The organism is Flavobacterium sp. 22659 (genome assembly GCF_052044235.1).
Taxonomy (GTDB): domain Bacteria; phylum Bacteroidota; class Bacteroidia; order Flavobacteriales; family Flavobacteriaceae; genus Flavobacterium; species Flavobacterium johnsoniae.
The window spans coordinates 225,847-248,373 of the sequence record NZ_JBQEMU010000002.1; the positions used below are offsets into that span (position 1 = coordinate 225,847).

Annotated in this window: 18 protein-coding genes; 17 read left to right on the plus strand and 1 reads right to left on the minus strand. The window is 36.3% G+C overall.

The window, feature by feature from the left end:
- Window positions 1-37 precede the first annotated feature (37 nt).
- The 14 genes from ACTJIW_RS03115 to ACTJIW_RS03180 all read left to right on the plus strand — a co-directional run bounded on the left by ACTJIW_RS03115 (window position 38) and on the right by ACTJIW_RS03180 (window position 18,452).
- Window positions 38-1,147, plus strand: coding sequence for a PepSY-associated TM helix domain-containing protein (locus ACTJIW_RS03115; RefSeq protein ID WP_433812120.1), 1,110 nt, complete (start codon window positions 38-40; stop codon window positions 1,145-1,147).
- 163 nt (window positions 1,148-1,310) lie between these two features.
- Entirely contained in the window at window positions 1,311-1,556 is a 246-nt protein-coding gene (locus tag ACTJIW_RS03120; RefSeq protein ID WP_274250375.1) for a hypothetical protein, read from the plus strand.
- Between the two features lie 108 nt (window positions 1,557-1,664).
- On the plus strand, window positions 1,665-2,681 hold the full coding sequence (locus tag ACTJIW_RS03125) for a LacI family DNA-binding transcriptional regulator (RefSeq protein WP_440715558.1): 1,017 nt from the start codon (window positions 1,665-1,667) through the stop codon (window positions 2,679-2,681).
- Between the two features lie 56 nt (window positions 2,682-2,737).
- The gene (locus tag ACTJIW_RS03130) at window positions 2,738-3,649 is read left to right on the plus strand and encodes a carbohydrate kinase family protein (RefSeq protein WP_440715557.1); all 912 of its coding nucleotides are present in this window, start codon (window positions 2,738-2,740) and stop codon (window positions 3,647-3,649) included.
- Between the two features lie 30 nt (window positions 3,650-3,679).
- Window positions 3,680-4,942, plus strand: a complete 1,263-nt coding sequence (locus ACTJIW_RS03135) for a sugar MFS transporter (protein ID WP_073410690.1) — start codon at window positions 3,680-3,682, stop codon at window positions 4,940-4,942.
- A 38-nt stretch (window positions 4,943-4,980) separates the two neighbouring features.
- On the plus strand, window positions 4,981-5,832 hold the full coding sequence (locus ACTJIW_RS03140) for a sugar phosphate isomerase/epimerase family protein (protein WP_440715556.1): 852 nt from the start codon (window positions 4,981-4,983) through the stop codon (window positions 5,830-5,832).
- 353 nt (window positions 5,833-6,185) lie between these two features.
- A complete protein-coding gene (locus tag ACTJIW_RS03145; protein ID WP_440715555.1) occupies window positions 6,186-6,725 on the plus strand; it encodes a phage tail protein in 540 nt (179 codons plus the stop codon).
- A gap of 49 nt (window positions 6,726-6,774) precedes the next feature.
- Window positions 6,775-7,317: a phage tail protein gene (locus tag ACTJIW_RS03150; RefSeq protein WP_012026021.1), complete on the plus strand. Its 543-nt coding sequence runs from the start codon at window positions 6,775-6,777 to the stop codon at window positions 7,315-7,317.
- A gap of 13 nt (window positions 7,318-7,330) precedes the next feature.
- Window positions 7,331-7,870, plus strand: a complete 540-nt coding sequence (locus ACTJIW_RS03155) for a phage tail protein (protein ID WP_012026022.1) — start codon at window positions 7,331-7,333, stop codon at window positions 7,868-7,870.
- A gap of 65 nt (window positions 7,871-7,935) precedes the next feature.
- Complete coding sequence (locus ACTJIW_RS03160; RefSeq protein WP_433812130.1) at window positions 7,936-9,066, plus strand: hypothetical protein; 1,131 nt, start codon at window positions 7,936-7,938, stop codon at window positions 9,064-9,066.
- Entirely contained in the window at window positions 9,063-10,001 is a 939-nt protein-coding gene (locus ACTJIW_RS03165; RefSeq protein ID WP_440715554.1) for a formyltransferase family protein, read from the plus strand. Before ACTJIW_RS03160 ends, ACTJIW_RS03165 begins: the two co-directional genes overlap by 4 nt.
- A gap of 16 nt (window positions 10,002-10,017) precedes the next feature.
- Window positions 10,018-16,764 carry a T9SS type A sorting domain-containing protein gene (locus ACTJIW_RS03170; protein ID WP_440715553.1) on the plus strand — a complete coding sequence of 2,249 codons (6,747 nt, stop codon included), beginning with the start codon at window positions 10,018-10,020 and terminating at the stop codon, window positions 16,762-16,764.
- A 49-nt stretch (window positions 16,765-16,813) separates the two neighbouring features.
- Window positions 16,814-17,647, plus strand: coding sequence for an outer membrane beta-barrel protein (locus ACTJIW_RS03175; RefSeq protein ID WP_440715552.1), 834 nt, complete (start codon window positions 16,814-16,816; stop codon window positions 17,645-17,647).
- A gap of 208 nt (window positions 17,648-17,855) precedes the next feature.
- Entirely contained in the window at window positions 17,856-18,452 is a 597-nt protein-coding gene (locus tag ACTJIW_RS03180; protein ID WP_440715551.1) for a Crp/Fnr family transcriptional regulator, read from the plus strand.
- Between the two features lie 160 nt (window positions 18,453-18,612).
- Here the strand turns inward: ACTJIW_RS03180 and ACTJIW_RS03185 are convergent, their stop codons facing one another.
- Complete coding sequence (locus tag ACTJIW_RS03185) at window positions 18,613-18,984, minus strand: group III truncated hemoglobin (protein WP_440715550.1); 372 nt, start codon at window positions 18,982-18,984, stop codon at window positions 18,613-18,615.
- A 322-nt stretch (window positions 18,985-19,306) separates the two neighbouring features.
- Between ACTJIW_RS03185 and nadA the strand changes: the two genes are divergently transcribed.
- Genes nadA through ric form a run of 3 tightly spaced genes read left to right on the plus strand, consistent with a single transcriptional unit; the run spans window position 19,307 to window position 22,523 of the window.
- Window positions 19,307-20,239 (plus strand): quinolinate synthase NadA, encoded by a 933-nt coding sequence (gene nadA / locus ACTJIW_RS03190; RefSeq protein WP_440715549.1) that lies wholly within the window; start codon window positions 19,307-19,309, stop codon window positions 20,237-20,239.
- A 17-nt stretch (window positions 20,240-20,256) separates the two neighbouring features.
- On the plus strand, window positions 20,257-21,780 hold the full coding sequence (gene nadB / locus ACTJIW_RS03195; RefSeq protein WP_440715548.1) for an L-aspartate oxidase: 1,524 nt from the start codon (window positions 20,257-20,259) through the stop codon (window positions 21,778-21,780).
- An 11-nt stretch (window positions 21,781-21,791) separates the two neighbouring features.
- Window positions 21,792-22,523: an iron-sulfur cluster repair di-iron protein gene (gene ric, locus ACTJIW_RS03200; RefSeq protein ID WP_012026031.1), complete on the plus strand. Its 732-nt coding sequence runs from the start codon at window positions 21,792-21,794 to the stop codon at window positions 22,521-22,523.
- Window positions 22,524-22,527: the final 4 nt, after the last annotated feature.

Genomic DNA, 22,527 nt, shown 5'->3' on the forward strand with positions numbered 1-22,527 from the left:
TTTATTTATATTTGAAAACATTTTTGGACTATCTATTATGAATAAAACGTTTAAGAAAAATATTGGCTTATTACATCTTTGGCTCGGACTTGCGTCCGGGCTCATTGTTTTTATTGTAGCACTTACCGGAAGCATTCTTGTTTTTGAGGACGAAATCGACGAATTTGTAAATCCTGAGTTTTATAAAGTTTCTGAAATTGGAGCAAAAAAAATACCAACCGATGTTTTGATAAGAGATATTGAACTGAAATATGCTCTTAAAAAAATTAATCGTGTTTATGCTTATAACGATCCTGAAAGAACTATGATTGTTACAGGAAAAGACAGCGATAAAAAAAATCAAATCTTTTCTGTTGATCCTTATACTGGTAAAACATTAGGACAAATTCCTGAAAGAAGCCGATTCTTTTCGGTTGTTTTAGATATACATCGTCATTTGGTTTTAGGTGATATTGGAGCTTTTATTACAGGATGCAGCTGTCTGATATTTGTATTCATGCTCATTTCTGGGATGATTTTATGGTGGCCGAAAAAAGTCAAAAACTTAAAACAGCGATTAACTGTAAAATGGAATGCTTCATTTAAAAGAGTAAACTGGGATTTTCATTCTGTTTTTGGTTTTTATAGTTTTCTTGTTCTTCTTATAATTTCCTTAACGGGTTTAACCTGGTCTTTTAAATGGTTTGAAAGCGGTATTTATTTACTGGCAGACGGAACAACTAAAAAACCGTCGGCTAAAGTTGAAAATCCAACCAAGATTGATCCTAAAGTAGATAAAACCTATTTCTATCAGAACATTTTTTCTAAAACGGACAGCGTTTTTCCATACAAAGGCGATACACAAATTAGAATTCCATCTGATACCATAAACAGCATTACAGTTATTAAACTGAACTTAGAAGAATCGATTCCAAATATTTCGAGTACTGCCTATTTTGATAAATACACAGGTAAAATTTTAGAAGCCAGACCTTATGAAAAACTAAGCAGAGGCGATAAAATCCGACGTTTGATTTATCCTATTCATACTGGAAGCATTTACGGATATCCAACAAAAATCCTGGCTTTTTTAGTCTGCCTTTTTGCCGTAACACTGCCTGTTACCGGCCTTTTGATTTGGCTTGGAAGAAAAAAAAGCAAAAAATAAACGGTATTTCTCTATTTGTATAACTAATGACAATTCAGTTAGTTATACAAATAGTTAATTATATTTGACTATAGTATTTAATTTTTTTTTGAAAAGATGGCAAACTGAATTGTCACTTTAAACGTATGTAGCAGAAAAGTTATATAAATTTAAAAGATTCAGCGTGGATAAAGTAAGTATTCAAAGATTAAAAAAAACCTTAGCCTATTTAGAAAGTAAACAACGTGAATTAAAAAGACAATACGAAACCGACACCCGCAGCATTGAATCGATGATTAAATATCTAAAAAAAGATATGCTTGAGCAGTTTAGTTTAGCTGATTATGATATTTATATTAAGAATGAAATGAAAAACACTGAAACCTTTATTCGCAGTGTAAAAAACATTATAGACGATCATTCTGAATAGAAATTCTCTGCTAAAATGATTTTTTTAACTCACTTAATTACAAATTTTAAAATAAATACTTGCTTAAACGTTTAAGTTGATTATATTTGCCTTTCTGAAATCGTTATCGTGAAAAGAATTTCAATTAAAGATGTGGCATTAAAAGCAGGCGTATCTATCGCCTCAGTTTCTTATGTACTTAACAATAAGATTGACAGCCGTATTCCGCAGGAAACAATTGACAAGGTAAAACACGCTGCCGAAGAATTAAATTACCGTCCTAACAATATTGCAAAAAGCTTAAAAACACAGCGAACCCATATAATTGGTCTTGTTGTGGCTGATATTGCAAATCCTTACTTTTCTCAGTTAGCCCGAATTATTGAAGATGAAGCCAACAAACTGGGTTATACCCTTTTGATTGGAAGCTCTGATGAAAATGCCGAAAAATTTGAAGCGCTTATCAATATGTTTGCCGACCGCCAGGCCGATGGATTAATTATTGCTCCTGTTGAAAACAGTGAAAAATGTTTGTTAAAACTGCAAAAGCAAAAGATTCCTTTTGTATTAATTGACCGTTATTTATCTGGTGTTGAAGCAGACAGCATACAAATTAATAACTACGATATAAGTCAAAAAGTTACAGAACACCTTATAAACGGCGGTTATAAAAACATTCTTCTTGTTGCTTATAAAACACAGTTACAGCATTTATTACAGCGAACTCACGCATTTTTAAATACGCTCGAAAAACATCAAATACAAAACAGCCAAGTGCTTTTAACAGACAAAGACTATATTGATAGAGACATTAATACCGGCTTAGAAAATATGCTGCAAAATACAGTAAAACCTGATGCCATCTTTTTTACGAGTAATAAACTGGCGGTTTCCGGACTCAAAAAACTTACACAACTTGGAATAAATATTCCACAGGATATTGCAGTTGCCGCTTTTGATGAAACTGAAGCTTATGAGCTTTTCCCGGTTCCGCTAACGTATGTAAAACAGCCGCTTTCGGCTATTGGAACAACTGCTGTAAAAATGCTTAACGAAAAAATTAATATCAAAAATCTGCCTTTGCAGAATGTAACTTTACATGCTGAGCTTCATATAGGTCAGTCTACAAAATCTAAAAACATCTAAACTTTTTTATTTACCACTTTGCTTAAACGTTTAATCAAAAAAAAAAAAAGAAAATCATGAGAGAAGAAATAAATACAAAATCAATCTATTGTTATGGAGAAGTACTTTGGGATATTTTTCCTGAAGGTGCGCGTGCGGGCGGTGCGCCGTTTAATGTAGCTTATAATTTAATGCGAATGGGAATTGATTCGCACATGATAAGCCGTGTTGGAAATGACAAACTGGGAACCGATCTTATGGCTCAGTTAAAAAACTGGAACATTTCGACCGAAGACAGCCAGATTGACAACCTGCACCCAACCGGAACTGTAATTGCGCACATCGATGAGCATAACGAAGCTCATTATGATATTATAAAACCTGTTGCCTGGGATTTTATTGAATTTAGAAAAGATTATATCGAAAAAATATCAAATGCTTCGGCTTTTGTTTTTGGAAGTTTAATTACCAGAAGCGAAACTTCCAAAAATACTCTTTTTGAACTTTTAGAAATCGCAAAATTTAAAGTTTTTGATATCAACATTCGCCCTCCCCACTATTCTGTTCCGGTTATAAACGAACTTCTTCATAAAGCAGATCTGGTAAAAATGAACAAAGCCGAATTGCGATTGGTTCTTGATTTTTTTGAAAAAAGTTATGTCAGCGAAGATGATGCCGTGCATTTTATTCAGGACAAATTTGATATAAAAGAAGTACTGGTAAGTAAAGGTAGTAAAGGCGCTTTGTATTATGACGGAGATTCTAAATATGATGCTCCTGCTGTACCTGTTACTATTCAGGATACGGTAGGAAGCGGTGATGCTTTTTTAGCCGGATTTTTATCGAAAAGAATTATGAATGAAAATCCTGTCGAGGTTATGAAACAGGCAACAGCTTTGGGCGCTTTTATTACCTCACAAAAAGGAGCCTGTCCAAGTTATGATTTAAATGACTTTAAACTTTTTAGAAAAGAAAATGAGGCAAAATAAAATGTATAACAATAATAATGATTTGTAAAAATGTCTCAGGCTAAATTCACAGAAAAAAAATATATTCTAACGCTTACTTTCGTAATCTCGCTTTTTCTTTTTTGGGCAATTGCAATCACGATGGGCGATGTTCTTAATAAACATTTTCAAAACGTACTGCACATCAGTAAATCAGAATCAGGTTTGGTGCAGCTATCCATTTTTGGTGCTTATGCCGTAATGGGTATTCCGGCAGGTTTATTCATGAAAAAATATGGTTATAAAAACGGAGTAATTTTAGGGTTGATTCTTTATGCATTTGGTGCTTTTCTTTTTATTCCCGCAGCTCAAAATGAATCTTTCTCTTATTTCAGAATTGCATTATTTATTTTGGCTGCAGGTCTTGCAACGCTGGAAACTGTTGCGCATCCTTTTGTTGCTTTACTGGGGGATGAACGCACAAGCGACCAGAGAATAAATTTTGCACAGTCTTTTAATGGTTTGGGCGCTATAATAGGTCCGCTTCTTGGTGGTTTCTTTATTCTCGATTCAAAAGGCGCCGAAGGTCTAGAATCTGTTAAAACCTTATATATGATTATTGGCAGTTTTATACTTTTAATTGCCATTTTGTTTTGGTTTGTAAAAGTACCATCGCTTAAAGGCTCTCATAGTCACGAAGAACAAAGTACAGACGATGAAAATACAAACGTAGTTCCTGATTCGCCTTTGTACATGCAAAGACATTTTATATGGGCTGTAATTGCTCAGTTTTTTAATATTGGAGCGCAGGGCGGTACGTGGGCTTATTTTATAAATTATGGTGTCGAAAAAACAGGTTTGGCTGATAATCAGGTTGCTTATTATTTCTCTTTCAGTATGGCTATGATGATGATTGGCCGTTTTATTGGAACATTTTTATTGCGCTATATTGCTCCAAATAAATTATTAGCAATTTATTGTATGTGTAATATTGGGCTTTGTCTGGTTATTTCTCAAAGTTTTGGCTGGGTTTCGTTTATTGCCTTAATTATGCTGAATTTTTTCTTAAGTGTAATGTACCCAACTATTTTCAGCCTCGGATTAAAAAAACTCGGAAACAAAACAGAACAGGCTTCCTCTTTTTTAGTTATGGCAATGTTTGGCGGTGCTGTTTTCCCTCCAATTATGGGTTTTGTGGCAAATACAAATGTGGCTTACGCCTATCTTTTACCTATAATATGTTATTTGGTAATTCTTTTATTTGCCATTAAATATTACAAACCACAAACACTTGGACAGCCTTATGTGCTTTCTAAAAGAGACATTGTGCGTTAAACTTTCAAAATAAAACATTCTTCTTCAAAAAATACACAATGAAAATAAAAATAGGCGCTTCACTCCTATCCTGGACAACTCCAAACTGGACTCCGGAATCAGGACATTATGCCATAAAGCAAACTGCAAAAAATGGCTTTAACCTGATTGAAATTCTTCTGCCTTCTAATATGGAATTTGATGCCGCAACGGTAAAAAAACAGCTTCAGGAAAATAATCTTGATGTTGTATGCTCGTTAAATCTTCCTAAAGAAGCGCATATTCCATTTTATCCTAAGGAAGCTTTGACACTTATCTTCAAAGCTTTGGATAAAACTGCTCAATTAGAAACCACTTTTTTAGGAGGTGTTCTGCACAGCGGAATTGGTGTTTTTACGGGAAATCCTGTTACACATCAGGAAAAGGAAATTATTATAAATGTTTTGGGGGAAGCCGCTTTTTATGCTGCTAAACTTGGCATTACAATTGGAATTGAACCAATAAACCGTTATGAAAGCTATGTGTGCAATACAGCATCAAATGTATTGGAAATTATCAATAGAATTAATGCTGATAATCTTGCTGTTCATTTGGATACTTTTCATATGAATGTAGAAGAAAACAACTTTTATGATCCTATAATTGAAGCTGGTAAAAAACTAAAACATTTACATATTACCGAAAGTAACCGCGGCATGCCCGGCGAGGGAACCGTAAATTGGGATGAACTTTTTAAAGGTTTAAAAGCCATAAATTTTGAAGGAAATCTGGTATTAGAAAACTTTTCTTCATCAATTCCCGGAATGCAGCAAGCGGTTTCTTTATGGCAGACTTCACCACATAATGCCGAAGAACTAGCCGTAGGCAGTTTAAATTTTATCAAACAAAAAGTTTTTGAATATCAAACATAAGCTATTTTCTACATCGCAAAGCGGCACGTAATTTTTATCTACATCAAAAAAGGGATTTCATGACATGAAATCCCTTTTTCGTGACATATTTTTCCTCCTTAATGTATTAGCCGTCTAATTTTAGGTCATAAATTATTTTAATACTGTTTATAAATCGTAAGTAATAATAGCTGCTAAATAATAAAAAAAAGAGGCATTTCTTACTTAATGAAAAACACGTATAAATACTTGTTTTTTAAAACACTTATATACAGTAACTTAGTATTAAAACAAAAAACTGTCAGAAAAATTTTTATCAGTAACCAAATCTGACAAACTATTAACTAACATTAACCTATAAAATCTAAAAATTTATGGAAGGAACAATTGGAGAAATTCGCCTCTTTGCCGCCACTTTTGCTCCAATGACCTGGGCATTTTGTATGGGCCAGCTCGTTGCAATACGCAGTAATACAGCATTATTTTCTATTCTAGGGACTACTTATGGTGGTAATGGCACCACTACTTTTGGCTTACCCAACTTTGCCGGCAGAACGGCAATAGGAGCTGGTAATGGTCCTGGTTTGTCATCGTATGTGCCAGGAGAAATACTTGGAACAAATACTGTAACATTAACATCTTTAAACCTTCCTATTCACACCCATGCGGCTACAGCATCAATTTCAATTCCAGTTTACCCGGATTTTGGAGATCTTAACACGCCTAATGGTAATACTTTGGCTTCTAAAACTAATATGTACAGTACAGAAGCAGGAACAGACGCTATGAAACCATCGACTCTTAGTGTTACACTTGCGCCAGCAGGTTCAAATCAGCCTCTTAGTATTATGCAGCCTGCAACTGGAATGAATTTTATTATTTGTTTGACAGGAATATTCCCTGCCCGTAATTAATATTTATTCAGAAAAAACAGTTTAACTAACAATTTAAAGAAACTAATTTATGGAAGGATATTTAGGAGAAATCCGTTTATTTGGCGGGAATTTTGCACCAAGAGGGTGGATGTTTTGCAATGGAGCAACATTAAGTATTGCCAATTATGAGGCTGTTTATGTATTACTTGGTACAATATACGGCGGTGACGGCCAGACTACTTTTAAGCTGCCTGATCTTCAGGGACGTATTCCTGTAGGTACAGGTCAGGGTCCAGGATTACCAAACGTCGTACTTGGACAGATAGGCGGAACAGAATCAGTTACCATGAGTACTGCACAAATGCCTGGCCATACTCATGTGGCAGGTGTAGGAACACTTACAATTCCAACTTGCAGCACAACAGGTAACACAGCATCACCAACAAACAATATTTTAGCTGGTTCAGATAAAGCTTACACAGCTGAAGCTCCAGATGGTAATTTAAAACCTGAAATTACATCAATCACTGTTGGTGTTGCGGGGGCAAGTCAGCCTTTCGATATCATTCAGCCTTCACTATCTACTAATTATATTATTTGTGTAGAAGGAATTTTCCCAACTAGAAACTAAACCAAAACTAACCATGGAAGGAACAATATCCGAAATTCGATTATATGCACCTAACTTTGCTCCAAAATATTGGGCTTACTGTGCGGGTCAACTACTAAGTATAAATACAAACCAAGCCTTATTTAGTCTTTTAGGCACTACATACGGCGGTAATGGTACTACTAATTTTGCATTACCTGATTTTAGGGGAAGAACTGCCGTTGGAACTGGTACTCCTCAAGGAGTAGCTCAATTTGTACTGGGACAGGTAAGCGGAACTAATACAGTAACTGCACTGCTTGGAAATCTTCCGGCACACACTCATGCAGCCACAGGAACATTTGCACTAAAAGCATATGCTGATACAGGAGATACTGCCGCACCGCAAAATGCTTATCTGGCTTCGGTTTCAAATCTTTACACCAGCCAAAACGCAGATGGTGCTTTAAAACCAATTACACCAACAGTAACTGTAGGAACAACTGGAAGCAGCCAGCCAATTTCAATTCAGCAGCCTTATTTAGGTATTAATTATATAATATGCCTTCAGGGAATTTTTCCTTCAAGGAATTAACAATCTACACCCATTAGAGTTTCTAATGGGTAGTTTGTTTTTAAAAATTATCTATAAAATTATTTATGAAAATAGCTTTACTCTTGCCCCGATCTGTCATTTACCCTTCTATTTCTTTTGATATAATGGATGGTTTAAAATCTTCCCTAAAAAAAATGGGAATTGATGAAAAACATGAAATTGTAACAGCAAGTATAGGACTTGGAGCTGACCATAAAGAAATATATTCCTGCTGTGAGCAATTACTGTTTAGTAATACGGATATTGTTGTTGCTTATATTAACCCTGAAGCTGCAGAATTTATTCAGCCTCTTTTTGAAAGTTCGGGTAAATTGCTTATCGTGCTGGATAGTGGTTATCATTTTCAAAATTTTGAGAAAAAAATATCCAATGTTTATTTTATTTCCTTAGAAAACAGTCTTTGTTCACGTTTAATTGTACGCAAAGCCATCGAAGAAGGCCAGCAGAATTTTGCCTTTACCTGCTCATTTTATGATGCCGGTTATCGCCCGCCTTATACTTTTGCTACTGCTCTTGAAGATAAAGGAGGATCAATACATTATAATCATGTTACACCTTTAAAAAAGGCCGATTTTAATTTAGGCCCTTTAGAGGAATTTCTGGAACAAAATGATAATATTTCTGTATTAACTTCTTTTTGCGGCGATATGGCCGAAGATTTTTTTCGTGAATCAGCAAAAATTAAAAATATAGCTTCACGCAAAACTTACGGAAGCGGCTTTACTGCTGAAGAATCCTGGCTGAATAAAATTTCATATCCTGGGTATAATTGGAGCTGCGCTGTTCCATGGTCTGCCAATTTAAAAAATAAAGAAAACGAAGAATTTGTAGCTGTGATGCGAAATATTCGCGAACAAAAAGCGAATGTTTTTTCTCTTTTAGGTTGGGAAGCTGGTTTGTTTATCAGTAGTTCAAATGGTCAGTCATTAGACAACATCACAATTGATTCTCCTAGAGGAAAAGTACATATTAATCCCAATACTGGTTTTTCTGAAGCACCTTTATATTATGCAACTGTTGCAAAAAATGAAGAAAACGGAAACTGCATTTTAGAAAACATAACTGAAATTACTGATTTAGAAGAAGAACGCATCCGTTTATATCAACATATTCTGGCAGTTCAAAATACGCCTTCTAATTCCTGGTTAAACTCTTATGCCTGTTTAGACTCATGAATCCGATACGCGACATAGTAATTTTATGTAATAACCGTATGGCTTTTCCAGCTATACAAACTTTACATAGTCTTGGAAGACTGCATACAATAGCTGTACCCGCCGAAAATGAAGACGTTAAAGCATTTTGTTCTGTTTTTGCAACAAAAGCCGGCGTAAATTTAATATGGATGGAGAAAGCAAAACTCAACATCCAGCTTCAGGAAATTTTGCGAATCAGTTCTTTAAAATATGTTTTTACAATGACTTTCCCTTGGAAGATTCCCGGAGAAATTATTGAAAAACATCCTAATATGTTCTATAATTTTCATTATGGACTTTTACCAGAAATGCGTGGTGCTGATCCTGTTTTTGAATCGATTAGAAAACAAAAACAAGAAACCGGAATATCTGTACATGTTATAGAAAAGGAAATAGATAAAGGAAAAATAATCCTAAAAAAAACAATGCCCCTGCATACTGATTTGACACATGGAATGCTTTGCACTAGTTTATCATATCTGGCTTCTTATATTCTGCCTGAATTATTAACCTTATTATCTATGAATGATAAAGGTGTTCTTCAGGATGAAAACTTAGCTGCATATTATAAAAAACCAACTATCTCTGATGTGAGCATTCAATGGGAAAAACAGGACTCAAAATCAATCCAGGCATTAGTTAACGCCTGTAATCCGTGGAATAAAGGTGCTTATACACAATGGAATGGTCTGAATATACGCTTACTGGAAGTTTCTCAAACCAATTCACCTTTAAGCAGCACAAAAGCTCCGGGAACTATTTTAGAAATAGATGAAAACAAAGGCTTAATAATACAATGTTATAATAATACACAACTTCGTATAAATACTGTTTATACAGAAGAAGGCTTTATGAGTGGGCACAAATTGCTCGCTTTTGGTATAAAAAATGGCGAACAATTTGCCTCTTTATAATTTAACTAACTTTATTATGAAACATTTTTACTCTCAAATTAAAAAATGCTTAAATATTGCCCTATTTTTAGGGATATTTTTGCAGAGTTATTTAAGTAACTCACAGACCACACTGGCTGCCGGTGATATCCTTTTTACCGGATATGATGGTACTTATGCCAATGCATTAGGCGATGAATTTAGTTTTGTCTGCCTTAAAACTCTCGATGCTAATACGGTAATTCGTTTTACGGACAGAGGATACTTTTCAGACACAACCTGGTGGCCAGCCAGTAGTTTAGAAGGTACTGTTACATGGACAGTGGGCAGTACAATTCTAGCAGGAACAGAGGTGCATATAAAAGGATTAAGTGCCTTTACCTACAATCAGTCTAATGGTACTTTAACCGCAAACGGTTTTTTAGCACTAAATAACGGAACCATGCCAAATGGACTTGTTTTGACTGCTGCCGGAGATCAGATTTATGCTTTTCAGGGAGGTTCTGGAAATCCTTCTGACGCTGGTGTTGTACTTGTTGCCGGAATACATTTTTACTATTGTCCATCAGGAACTACAACAGCAGCATGGGATACCGGATGTGCAAACGGTTCAAATAGCTCTACTTTAAAAACAGGCACTGGTGGTCTTATTGGAGGTACAAGTGCTTTCTATACAGGAACTCTCCCTGGTAATGTAGTAGCTGGTGTTGGAAGATTTGACAATACACTAAGTTCTCCGCTAAGTACAATAGCAGAAATTAGAACTGCTGTAATGAATCAGGCAAACTGGAATCTTTCAGCAACTACTCTAACACTGCCTTCTGGTAAACCATTTTTAAGCACACCTACGACTATTACACTTAATCCTCTTGACAAACTTATATGTCCGGGAGCTAATACAAGTTTTACTGTTACTGCTACGAATGCCACTGGTTATCAATGGCAGTTAAATACAGGTGCTGGTTTTGCAAATATTACAAATGGGGGTGTTTATTCTGGAGCAACTACTGCAACTCTTACTATTACAGGAGCAACTGCAGGAATGAACAACTACAAATATCGATGTGTTGCTACAGGAACTGGAACAGCAACTTCGAATGAAGCAACTTTAACTGTGCCAACTGCCTTAGCACCTTCTATACAATCACAAAGTAATGTAAGTGTTTATGGAGGTAATAATGGTTCAGCTACTCTTAGTGTTTCAGGAGGTACTGCTCCTTATTTCTATTCATGGTCTCCTTCTGGGGGAACTGGTGCAACTGCATCAGGGCTTAGTGCAGGAACTTATACAGTAACTATTACAGACAGCACTCCAAATGGATTAGGCGGCTGTAGTACAACTCAAACCGTAAATATAGTACAGCCAGGAGGCTCTGTTGTATCTGTAACCTCTTTAAGTGCTTTTTCAAGCTGCGGCGGTGCATCTACAGAACAGAGTTTTACTGTACAAGCCGGAGGCTTAACAGCTAATCTTGATCTTGCAGCCCCAACCGGTTTTGAAATATCAACATCGGCAGGAGGAATTTATACTAATAATATATCGTATGTTCCTTCATCAGGAGTTGTCACTACTAAAACAATTTATGTTCGTTTAGCGGCTTCAGCCACAGGAACACCTTCTGGCAATGTTACTATTTCTTCTACAGGAATAACAACTAAAGATGTTGCCGTAACAGGAAGCATGAATACTATAAGTTTTGGAACACAGCCTGTTGCAGCAGGAACCTGTGCAGGAGGTAATGTAACTTTTACTGCTGCAGTCTCAAACGCAACAGGATATCAATGGCAGGAAAATACCGGTTCTGGTTTTGTTAACATTACAGATGGAGGTGTTTATTCTGGTGCAGCTACCTCAACTCTTACTATTACAGGAGCTACTGCGGGAATGAACGGATTCCTTTATAGATTAGCGGCATCAGGAACTTGTCCTACAGTAAATTCAAGCAATGCAGCACTAAACATTAATGTTGCTCCGTCTATTACAGCTCAGCCCTCTTCAAGTACGATTTGTGCTGGAGCTAATACTACTTTTGCTGTTGCAGCTTCAAATGCTGCATCATATCAGTGGCAGGTAAACACAGGTTCTGGTTTTAATAACATTACGAATGGTGCCCCATATTCTGGAGCAACTACAGCAACGCTTACAATAACAGGAGCAACTGCAGGAATGAACGGCTATCTTTACAGAGTTAATGCTATAGGTTCATGTACACCAGATGCTACTTCAAACGATGCTGCTTTAACAATTAATGTAGCACCAGCTATAACAGCACAGCCGGCAGATAGTTCTATTTGTGTTGGCTCAAACACTACTTTCAGCGTGACTGCTTCGAATGCCACTGGTTATCAATGGCAGGTAAATACAGGTTCTGGTTTTAATAACATTACTAATGGTGCCCCATATTCTGGAGCAACTACAGCAACGCTTACAATAACAGGAGCAACTGCAGCACTTAATAATTACCAATACCGTTTAGTTGCTTCAGGAGGTTGTACTCCAGCTGCCACTTCAAACTCTGGTACATTAAAAGTATCTAATATTCAGGCTACTTCAGTTTTAACTAGTGTTGCTTGTAATGGAGGTAATACTGGTTCTATATCTGTTACTCCAACTGGAGGCATAGGAACTTATACTTATCTATGGTCAAATGGAGCAACTAGTTCTTCAATCAGCAATTTAACAGCTGGTAACTACAGTGTGAGTATTAAAGATGCTGTTTTATGCGAAAAAGAATTAAACTTTACAGTAACTCAACCACCAGTTTTAGTTGCTGCTCAAGGCACAGTTAACAATGTTAGCTGTCATGGAGGTTCAAACGGTAGTGGTACAGTAACTGTATCAGGAGGAACTCCGGGTTATACCTATTCATGGGCTCCTTCTGGCGGTACTGCAGCTACAGCTTCAGGACTTGCAGCCGGAACTTATACAGTAACTGTTACGGATGCTAACAATTGTCAGACTACGGCAACAGTTACCATAACTGAGCCTGCGGCCGCTTTAAGTGCAACTGCAGGGTTACAAAATAATATCTTATGTCGTGGAACTGCAACCGGATCTGCAACTGTTGCAGTGACAGGCGGAACACCAAGTTACACTTACTCTTGGTCTCCTTCTGGAGGAACTGCGGCTACAGCTACAGGACTTACTGCAGGAACTTATACAGTAACAGTTACAGATGCTAATGCATGTCAGACTACACAATCTTTTACAATTACAGAACCAGCTGCATCTTTAACAGCGACTCCATTAGCACAAACTAACATAGCTTGTCGTGGCGGAGCTACAGGATCTGCAACTGTAACTGCTGCAGGAGGTACTGGTGGATATACTTATTCTTGGGCTCCATCTGGAGGAACTGCGGCTACAGCTACAGGTCTTTCTGCTGGAACATATACCGTAACAGTTACGGATGCTAACAATTGTCAGGTAACGCAAAGCTTTACAATTACACAGCCAGCTGCAGTACTTACAGCAGCTTTTGGTTCACAAAATAATGTTTCTTGTAATGGAGGCGCTAACGGAACTGCAACTGTAACAGTAACTGGAGGAACTCCAGGATACACCTATTCTTGGGCTCCATCTGGAGGTACAAATGCTACAGCAACTGGTCTTTCTGCAGGAACATATACAGTAACAGTTACTGATGCTAATGCATGTCAGACTACACAAAGCTTTACAATTACACAACCTGCAGCTCTAGTTGCAAGTGTTGGTTCTCAAAACAATGTTTCTTGTAATGGAGGTACAAACGGTTCAGCAACTGTAGCCGTTACAGGAGGAACAGGTGCACGCACTTATTCTTGGTCTCCTACGGGAGGAACTGCAGCTACAGCATCAGGTTTAGCAGTTGGAACTTACACAGTAACAGTTACAGACGCAAACAATTGTCAAGCTACACAAAGTTTTACTATTACACAGCCTGCGGCTCTTACGGCAACTCAATCACAAACTGACGTACTTTGCAACGGCGGTGCTACAGGTACAGCAACAGTTATTCCAACAGGCGGAACACCAAACTATACTTACTCATGGTCTCCTTCTGGAGGAACTGCTGCAACTGCCACAGGATTAACTGTAGGGGTTTACACTTGCACAATAACAGATGCTAATGGATGTTCAGTTACAAAAAGCTTCACAATTATGCAGCCTTCTGCATTAAGCGCAACACAAAGCCAGATCAATGCAACTTGTTCAACAGGTGGTCAGGCAGCAGTAAATGTATCTGGAGGTACTCCTTCTTATAGTTATTTATGGTCACCATCAGGAGCAACTACATCAGTTGTAACAGGGTTGCCAGCAGGAAACCATAGTGTAGTAATTACAGACGCTAACGGATGTACTTTAACAAAAAACTTTACTATTACTACAACTAATACACTTGTTGCTTCAACATTTCAAACTAATGTTTTATGTAATGGAACAAATACTGGATCTGCCGGCGTAATTCCTAGCGGTGCACCTGGACCATTTACTTATGTTTGGGCTCCTTCTGGAGGTTCTGTTGATACAGCAACTAATCTAACTGCCGGTAATTATTCAGTAACGATTACTGCTTCAAATGGTTGTTCTATTGTTAAAAACTTTACCATAACACAGCCGGCTGCTCTTGCTATAACTTCAAATACACAGACCAATGTTTCTTGTAATGGGGGTGCTAACGGAACTGCAAGTGTTACGGCTTCAGGAGGAACAGGAGGATATACTTATTCTTGGTCACCTTCTGGCGGAACTGGAGCAACAGCGAGTGGTCTTGCTGCCGGAAACTATACTGTAACAGTTACAGATAGTAATTTATGTACTACAACACAAAACTTTACTATAACACAACCAGCTGCACTTAGTTCAACAACATCTAAAACTGATGTTTCTTGTAACGGTGGTTCAAACGGATCAGCAACAGTAAATGTAACTGGAGGAACAGGAACATACACTTATTCATGGGCTCCTTCTGGAGGAACTGCGGCAACTGCAACAGGTCTTGCTGCCGGAACTTATACCGTAACAATTACTGATGCTAATGCATGTCAAACAACAGCATCTGTAACTATTGCACAACCTGCTCCTTTAACAGCATCAATATCTAAAACTGATGTTTCATGTAACGGTGCAAGCGACGGAACGGCTGCTGTAACAGCTTCTGGAGGAACTTCTTCTTATACTTATTCATGGTCTCCATCAGGAGGAACTGCGGCAACAGCTTCAGGATTAAGTCCAAATACGTATACAGTTACCGTGACAGATGCAAACGGATGTTTTACAACTCAATCAGTTACTATTGGTACAACTCCAGATGTAACAGCACCTGTACCTAATGTGGCTGTTTTACCTGAGATTACAAATTACTGCTCAGTTTTAGCATCAGAAATTGCGATTCCAACTGCAACAGATAATTGTGCAGGAACAATAAACGCAACTACAACTGATCCTTTAACTTATAATGCAACAGGAACTTATACTATTACATGGGCATACAATGATGGAAACGGAAACGTTACTACTCAGACTCAAACTGTAAAAGTATTAGCTTCACCTCTTGATTTAGTTACTTTCAGTAATGCATCAGTGACTTACGATGGAAATGCTCATCCTCTACAGGTTGCAAATCTTCCAACTGGAGCGGCTGTAGCTTACTCTGCAAATAACACATCTGTAAATGCGGGAACTTACACAGTAACAGCTGTAATAACTCCTGCTGCCAGTTCGCCTAACTGTTCTCAAATAACATTAACTGCGAACCTGACTATTAATAAAGCACCACAAACAATTACGTTTAGTGCTATTCCGGTTAAAACACTAGGAGCAAATAATACTTTTAATTTGACTGCAGCAGCAAGTTCAAATTTACCAGTAGATTATACTTTTAATTATACTTCTGCTCTGCCTCCTGCAAATGTTTCTGCAGCTGGTGTTGTAAATATGCTGCGATCTGGAGAAGTAACCATCACAGCACATCAGGCTGGAGATGCTAATTATCTTCCTGCTGCAGATGTTTCACAATTATTGGTAATCCTTAACAACAATATTGATGTTAAGAGAATTACAATAGGAACAAAAGTATTCGAAAACCCTGGAAAAGCCATTACACACGTAATGTCATGTGCTGAGAACAATCCGGCTGTTTCAATTGTAAACGAGTCAAATGCTGTAATTTCTCCTTCTGCTAATTTCACGATTCAAACTCCAAAACCTGGAATTTATACTCAAAACGTGACCATTAAATCAGAAGACGGAAGTTTATCTGCAACGTATGCAATTACTGTTGAAAAACCATTCGGATTCTTCGATATCGTTCGTCAGAAATTTAACAATGTACTTCTTGTAAACAATAATCCGGCAACAAACGGAGGTTACGAATTTGTAGCTTACCAATGGTTTAAAAACGGACAATTGATAGGAACTGGTCAATATTACTCTGTAAGCGAAAGTCTGAGTACAACCTTAGACCCTACAGCTGATTACAGCGTAAAAATGACAACAAAAGATGGTAAAGTATTACAGACTTGTTCTGGCAGAATTACACTTACCAACTCACTTCAGGCTAAGCTGTATCCAAACCCAATTCAAACTGGAAAAGCAATCACTGTTGAAGCTGATTTCCCTCAGGAAGAATTAAATAACATGCAGATCAGCCTTTACTCAGTTTCTGGCCAATTGATTAAAACTGTTCAATCTTCATCAGCATTAACTGAGATACAATTACCTCAAACAATCGAGAGTAATATACTTATGGTAGTTCTTGAAACTCCTAATGTAAAAAAATCTTTCAAAGTAATTGTAAAATAGATAAACCTGCCGGCACTCTAAAAGCAGTGCCGGCATAATAAAATTTAAGATGAAAAAATATATCAAATCACTCGCCATTATAACCGCATTTTTTGCAGCATCTCAAAGTTATGGTCAGGATAAAAAACAGGAGTTTTCGATTTCATTGGGCGGTCCGTTTTCATTTATAAAATCTGCCGGAGTAGAATACGTTCCCGGAAACGGTATCAATGCAGGTCTTCGTTATTCTTACTATTTAAATGAAGGTTTGAGTTTAGGTGTTGGGGTTGAATACCAAACCTATACATCTGACTCAAAGTCTAACTTTATTTACGGGCAGTACAACACTGTCGATGCAGAAAATGAAACTTTCCAGTTTAGATACAGGCTTAGTAATTACAGGGAAGAACAAAAACTGACTTATATTAATGTTCCTATCAACATTCAGTTTGAAACTCCGGGAACCTCTAAGCTTTATGTTTCTGCCGGAGCTAAAATAGGATTTGCTTCAAGCGGTACTTATCAGTCAACTATAGGAAACAGTACTACAAGCGGTTATTATCCACAGTATAATGTAGAACTATTTAGTCCTGCATTTGCCGGATTTGCCAACGTAAATGACCTAAAAACTTCTGAAAGAGACCTTGACACAAAAGTTTCGTATTCAGCAACTTTTGAGACAGGTTTAAAACAAGAATTAGGAAACAGAAATTCAATCTATATTGGAGCTTATCTGGACTATGGCTTAAATGATATTTACGACAAAAAAGACAGCAAAAATCTTGTTCAATACAATGCAGAATTACCTGTAGATTTACAATACAACAGCGTATTTGATTCTGGTATTGCAAGAAACATGAGATTGGTTTCTTACGGTTTAAAATTAAGATTTGCAATTCGTTAATTACTGCTGATTAATAAAAAGCTGCTCAGTTAATTTTGAGCAGCTTTTTTTTTTATAAGCCGGTTTCAAAATTTAAAGTTCTCAAAACCTAACATTTATCATATTTTAATTTTTGGTGAATACTTTTCTTTGCTGTAACACTACAAAATATATTGGAGTTTAAAAAAGAATGATCCTTAATCATTTTAATTGCAGCAATTGTTGACAAATGCATATTGATACTGATTTACTTTACACCTGGGGAGCTGTTGCAAAAAAAGTCCCAAAACATGCTGTCATCTTTTTCGAGAATGACCCGCCCCTTTCCTATTATCAAATTTTAGAGGGAACCGTTAAAATGAGTTATACCAATGAAGACGGCAAAGATCTTACAATTGGTATTTTTAATGAAGGAAATAGTTTTGGAGAACCGCCCTTATTTATTGAGCAGCCCTACCCTGCTTCTGCAGAAGCTCAAACCGATTGTGTAATTTTAAAACTATCAAAAACCAATTTCTTTTCGCTGCTTGAAGAAAATCCTGAAATACAATCAAGGGTTTTAAAACTCTTTGCATGGAAAATTTACAATAAAATTGTTTTCTCAAAAAATATAATAAATCACAAACCAGAATACCGCATTCAATATTTTCTGGATAATTTAAAAAGACAGCACAACAGCAAACCTTCTCAGAAAATGAAAATTCCTTATACAAGACAGGAGATTGCAGATTTTACCGGACTGCGTGTAGAAACCGTTATTAGAACTATTTCAATAATGAATAAAAACAAAAAAATAGAAATAATTAATCATAAATTATTTTATTAAAGCATATTCCCTTTACAACCATTTCAAAATAACAAAGTATGATTCAAATCATATTTCTAAAAAATTGGTTTTTCTTTCTTTGCAAAGGTTAAAGAAAATTATTAATTCAGCTTAATAACATTCAAATGAAAAACGGGAACCTTTAGGAATCCCGTTTTCTTTAATTAATCACTTTATTCATCATTGCTTTTGCAATATTTTTGGCTCTTATTTTTACCTCATCGGCCTTCTCTCCTTCAAATAAATCATCTACCGTTGTACTCCATAATGTAGTCCAGTGCTTAAAGTGAGCTTCATACAAAGTACTCTTTTCATTCAATATTCTGTGTTTCATCATTGGGTTTCCATCAAAATTTCCGGTATGAAAAAGAATATTATCCCAAAAATCATACATAATCGGGAGGTGTTTTTCCCAATTCACAACAGCTATTTTGGTAAACAAATAACCAATCGTTTCGTCAGTTTGAATTTTGTGATAAAAAGCATCTACCAATACCTTGATATCCTCCTTATTTCTAATATCGGTTTTCATATCCTTGTTTTTAATTTCTTTCTATTTCCAAACTATAGAAAACTTTAGATCAAAAATCCAAAACTAATAGATCATAAAGTATGATTGTAATCATATCCTTTTAAAAAACATTGATTTCAAAAGGTTTACTTCTACAATAAAAAAATAAATGTAAAACAGTATGACTGGAATCATAATTTGAAAAATTTGATGATACTACATTTACCATATCAAAATTAGCTTAACAGCATTTCGAAAAACAAATTCAATAAAAACCACAAACTTTCTCAACAGCAGTATTCCTGAAAATGGGCTTAGCTGTTGAAAAAACAAGACTTTAATAATGGACAAAAATTTTTTGACACAGGAAATCATCCGCTTAAAACAAGAAAAAAATGCAGTAATTCTGGCTCATTATTATCAAAATGAGGAAATTCAGGAAATAGCAGATTTTATTGGAGACAGTCTTGAATTATCAAAAAAAGCACAAAATACAAATGCCGATATTATTGTTTTTGCCGGAGTTCATTTTATGGCAGAAACAGCCAAAATATTAAATCCGGACAAAAAAGTCGTACTTCCGGATTTTAACGCAGGATGTTCTCTCGCTGACGGCTGCGATCCTAAAGATTTTAAATTATTTAAAAAAAAATATCCTGATCATGTTGTCGTAACTTACATCAACTGTTCTGCCGAAATAAAGGCTATGAGCGATTTGGTCTGCACTTCGTCAAACGCAGCAAAAATTATTGGTTCTATTCCTTCTGATAAACAAATCATTTTTGCACCCGATAAAAATTTAGGCAGTTATTTAAAAAAAGAAACACAACGCGAACTCATCCTCTGGGATGGATCTTGTGTAGTTCACGAAGCCTTTTCGCTGGATAAACTAGTCGAAATTTACAATAAAAATCCAAACGCAAAAATTGCGGCACATCCGGAATCTGAAAGTCATATCTTAAAAGCAGCACATTACATTGGCTCTACTTCCGGCATTATTAATTTTATTAAAACGGATCCTGCTGCCGTTTTCATTGTGGCTACAGAAGCCGGTATCCTGCATGAGCTTTCAAAAGCGGTACCCGAAAAAACGCTCATTCCGGCTCCTTCCACAGAAGATAACACTTGCGCCTGCAGCGAGTGTGCTTACATGAAAGTCAATACTCTTGAAAAATTGTATTGGTGTCTGAAAAACGAAAGCCCGGAAATCCTGATAAACGAACCCTTAAGGATCGAAGCACTGAAACCTATACAAAGAATGCTTGAATTGTCTTAAACTTAAAACCAAAGAAAATGCTTAAAACAGATATACTTATAGTAGGTTCTGGTATTTCGGGATTATTTCTTGCCATGAAAACAGCAAAAAAACGTCCTGATTTATCGATTGTGATTATGACAAAGAAAACGGCAGGAAACACTAATACACAGCTTGCACAAGGTGGAATTGCTGTTGTAACCAATCATTTACAGGATAGTTTTGAGCAGCATATAAAAGATACACTGAAATCAGGAGGCGGACATTGCGATGAGGAAATTGTAAAAATGGTAGTGCAGCAGGCACCGGAAAGGTTAAAAGAATTAATTGAGATTGGAACTTCTTTTGATAAAAATCAAAACGGTCAATGGGATTTGGGGCTAGAAGGCGGACATTCTCAGCATAGAATTCTGCACCATAAAGACAGATCTGGTTTAGAAATAGAAAAAAAACTGCTCCACATTATAGCAGAATTGCCTAACATAAAATTATTCGAAAATTATCAGGTTGTTGATTTAAATACCGAAACAAAAGAAAATGAGACACATTGTACAGGCGCTTTTTTTTATGATAAAAACGAAAACAAAATAAAATATATCCCCGCCAGATCAATAATACTAAGTACAGGAGGATGCGGAACTCTTTTTGAAAACACAACCAATCCTGAAATTGCAACCGGAGACGGAATTGCCATTGCAGCGCGTGCAGGCGTAGAAATTGAAGATATGCAGTACATTCAGTTTCATCCTACGGCTTTGTACACTGGCAAAAAAAGTCAACTCTTTTTAATTTCAGAAGCTGTTAGAGGTTTTGGTGCTTATGTAGTAAATGAAGATAAAAAAAGGTTTTTGTTTAAATACGATTCAAGAGGCGAACTCGCTACACGTGATATAGTTTCTCACGCCATTCATAAAGAAATGCATGAAACACAAAAAAAACATGTTTATCTCGATTGCAGGCATTTAGATAAAAAAGCTTTCTACAAAAAGTTTCCCGCTATAACAGCACATTGCAATGAACTGGGATTGTTTCCTGAAAAAGATTTGATTCCTATAGTTCCTGCAGCCCATTATCAATGCGGCGGCATAAAGGTAGACCGCAATGGAGCAACAATAATTCCTAATTTATATGCTGTTGGCGAATGCGCCAGAACGGGACTTCACGGAAAAAACCGTCTCGCTTCTAATTCACTGCTCGAAGCTTTGGTATTTGCACATCAGGCATCAGAGAATATAGACAAAACAATAGATTCGTTTCAGTTTTCATCAAAACTGCTTATTCCAAAATTTACCGATTCGGAAATCAAAACAGATTATGTTGCCTTTTTAATTTTAAAAAAAGAAATACAGGCTCTTATAACCAATTTTTATTCCAGCGAAGAACGCAATACCGATTATGCAATTCAAAAAATAAAATTGATTAAAAATGCAGCCGAAACCCTTATACACGGTCAGGAAATTACAATTCCGTTTATAGAATTTTCTAATATGCTTACCGTGGCCTTAATTATTATTAAACACTGCAAAAAAAGAAAAGCCCCATATATTTTGTCTTTAAACTAAAAACCAATATTATGAAAATAACCAGTAAAACTACAATTGGCGAGATCGCAGCAAATGATTTTAGAACAGCAGCAATTTTTACAAAATACAATATCGATTTTTGCTGCAAAGGCCACCGCACTATAGAAGAAGTCTGCAAAAAAAGAGACATTCCCGAAGCTGTTTTAATTGAAAAACTTGAAGAAGCCAAAACTCAGGCCGCTAATCAATCCTTCGACTATAAATCCTGGCCGTTAGACCTTTTAACCGATTATATTATAAAAACCCATCATCGATACATAAAAGAGAAAACGCCTGTACTGCTTCAGTATTTACATAAATTATGCAATGTATATGGCGAAACGTTTCCTGAATTGTTCGAAATATATAAAATTTTCAAAGCATCATCTTTAGATCTTGAAGAACACATGGAAAAAGAAGAACGCGTAATGTTCCCTTTCATCATTCAAATGAAAAGAGCGCAGAGCAAAGGATTTTCTGTTGAAACTACTCCGTTTGGAAGCATTGAAAATCAGGTCATCATGATGAAAGAAGAACATGCCGCAGAAGGACAGCGTTTTAGAAAAATTGCAGCATTGACCAATAATTATGTTCCGCCGGCAGAAGCCTGCAATACTTACAAAGCAGCATTTTCTATGCTGGAAGATTTTGAAATGAATCTGCACAAGCATATTCACATGGAAAACAATATACTGTTTCCTAAAGCAATTATGCTTGAAAAAAACTTTGAGCAAGTGCCTTAAATTA

Bases quoted from the DNA above. Each gene is read 5' to 3' on its own strand.
- ACTJIW_RS03155 (WP_012026022.1), top strand. From the start codon at position 7,331: ATGGAAGGAACAATATCCGAAATTCGATTATATGCACCTAACTTTGCT.
- ACTJIW_RS03130 (WP_440715557.1), top strand. From the start codon at position 2,738: ATGAGAGAAGAAATAAATACAAAATCAATCTATTGTTATGGAGAAGTA.
- ACTJIW_RS03175 (WP_440715552.1), top strand. From the start codon at position 16,814: ATGAAAAAATATATCAAATCACTCGCCATTATAACCGCATTTTTTGCA.
- ACTJIW_RS03135 (WP_073410690.1), top strand. From the start codon at position 3,680: ATGTCTCAGGCTAAATTCACAGAAAAAAAATATATTCTAACGCTTACT.
- ACTJIW_RS03185 (WP_440715550.1), bottom strand. From the start codon at position 18,984: ATGAAAACCGATATTAGAAATAAGGAGGATATCAAGGTATTGGTAGAT.
- ACTJIW_RS03165 (WP_440715554.1), top strand. From the start codon at position 9,063: ATGAATCCGATACGCGACATAGTAATTTTATGTAATAACCGTATGGCT.
- ACTJIW_RS03140 (WP_440715556.1), top strand. From the start codon at position 4,981: ATGAAAATAAAAATAGGCGCTTCACTCCTATCCTGGACAACTCCAAAC.
- ACTJIW_RS03180 (WP_440715551.1), top strand. From the start codon at position 17,856: ATGCATATTGATACTGATTTACTTTACACCTGGGGAGCTGTTGCAAAA.
- ACTJIW_RS03145 (WP_440715555.1), top strand. From the start codon at position 6,186: ATGGAAGGAACAATTGGAGAAATTCGCCTCTTTGCCGCCACTTTTGCT.
- nadB (WP_440715548.1), top strand. From the start codon at position 20,257: ATGCTTAAAACAGATATACTTATAGTAGGTTCTGGTATTTCGGGATTA.
- ACTJIW_RS03170 (WP_440715553.1), top strand. From the start codon at position 10,018: ATGAAACATTTTTACTCTCAAATTAAAAAATGCTTAAATATTGCCCTA.
- ACTJIW_RS03160 (WP_433812130.1), top strand. From the start codon at position 7,936: ATGAAAATAGCTTTACTCTTGCCCCGATCTGTCATTTACCCTTCTATT.
- ric (WP_012026031.1), top strand. From the start codon at position 21,792: ATGAAAATAACCAGTAAAACTACAATTGGCGAGATCGCAGCAAATGAT.
- ACTJIW_RS03115 (WP_433812120.1), top strand. From the start codon at position 38: ATGAATAAAACGTTTAAGAAAAATATTGGCTTATTACATCTTTGGCTC.
- nadA (WP_440715549.1), top strand. From the start codon at position 19,307: ATGGACAAAAATTTTTTGACACAGGAAATCATCCGCTTAAAACAAGAA.
- ACTJIW_RS03150 (WP_012026021.1), top strand. From the start codon at position 6,775: ATGGAAGGATATTTAGGAGAAATCCGTTTATTTGGCGGGAATTTTGCA.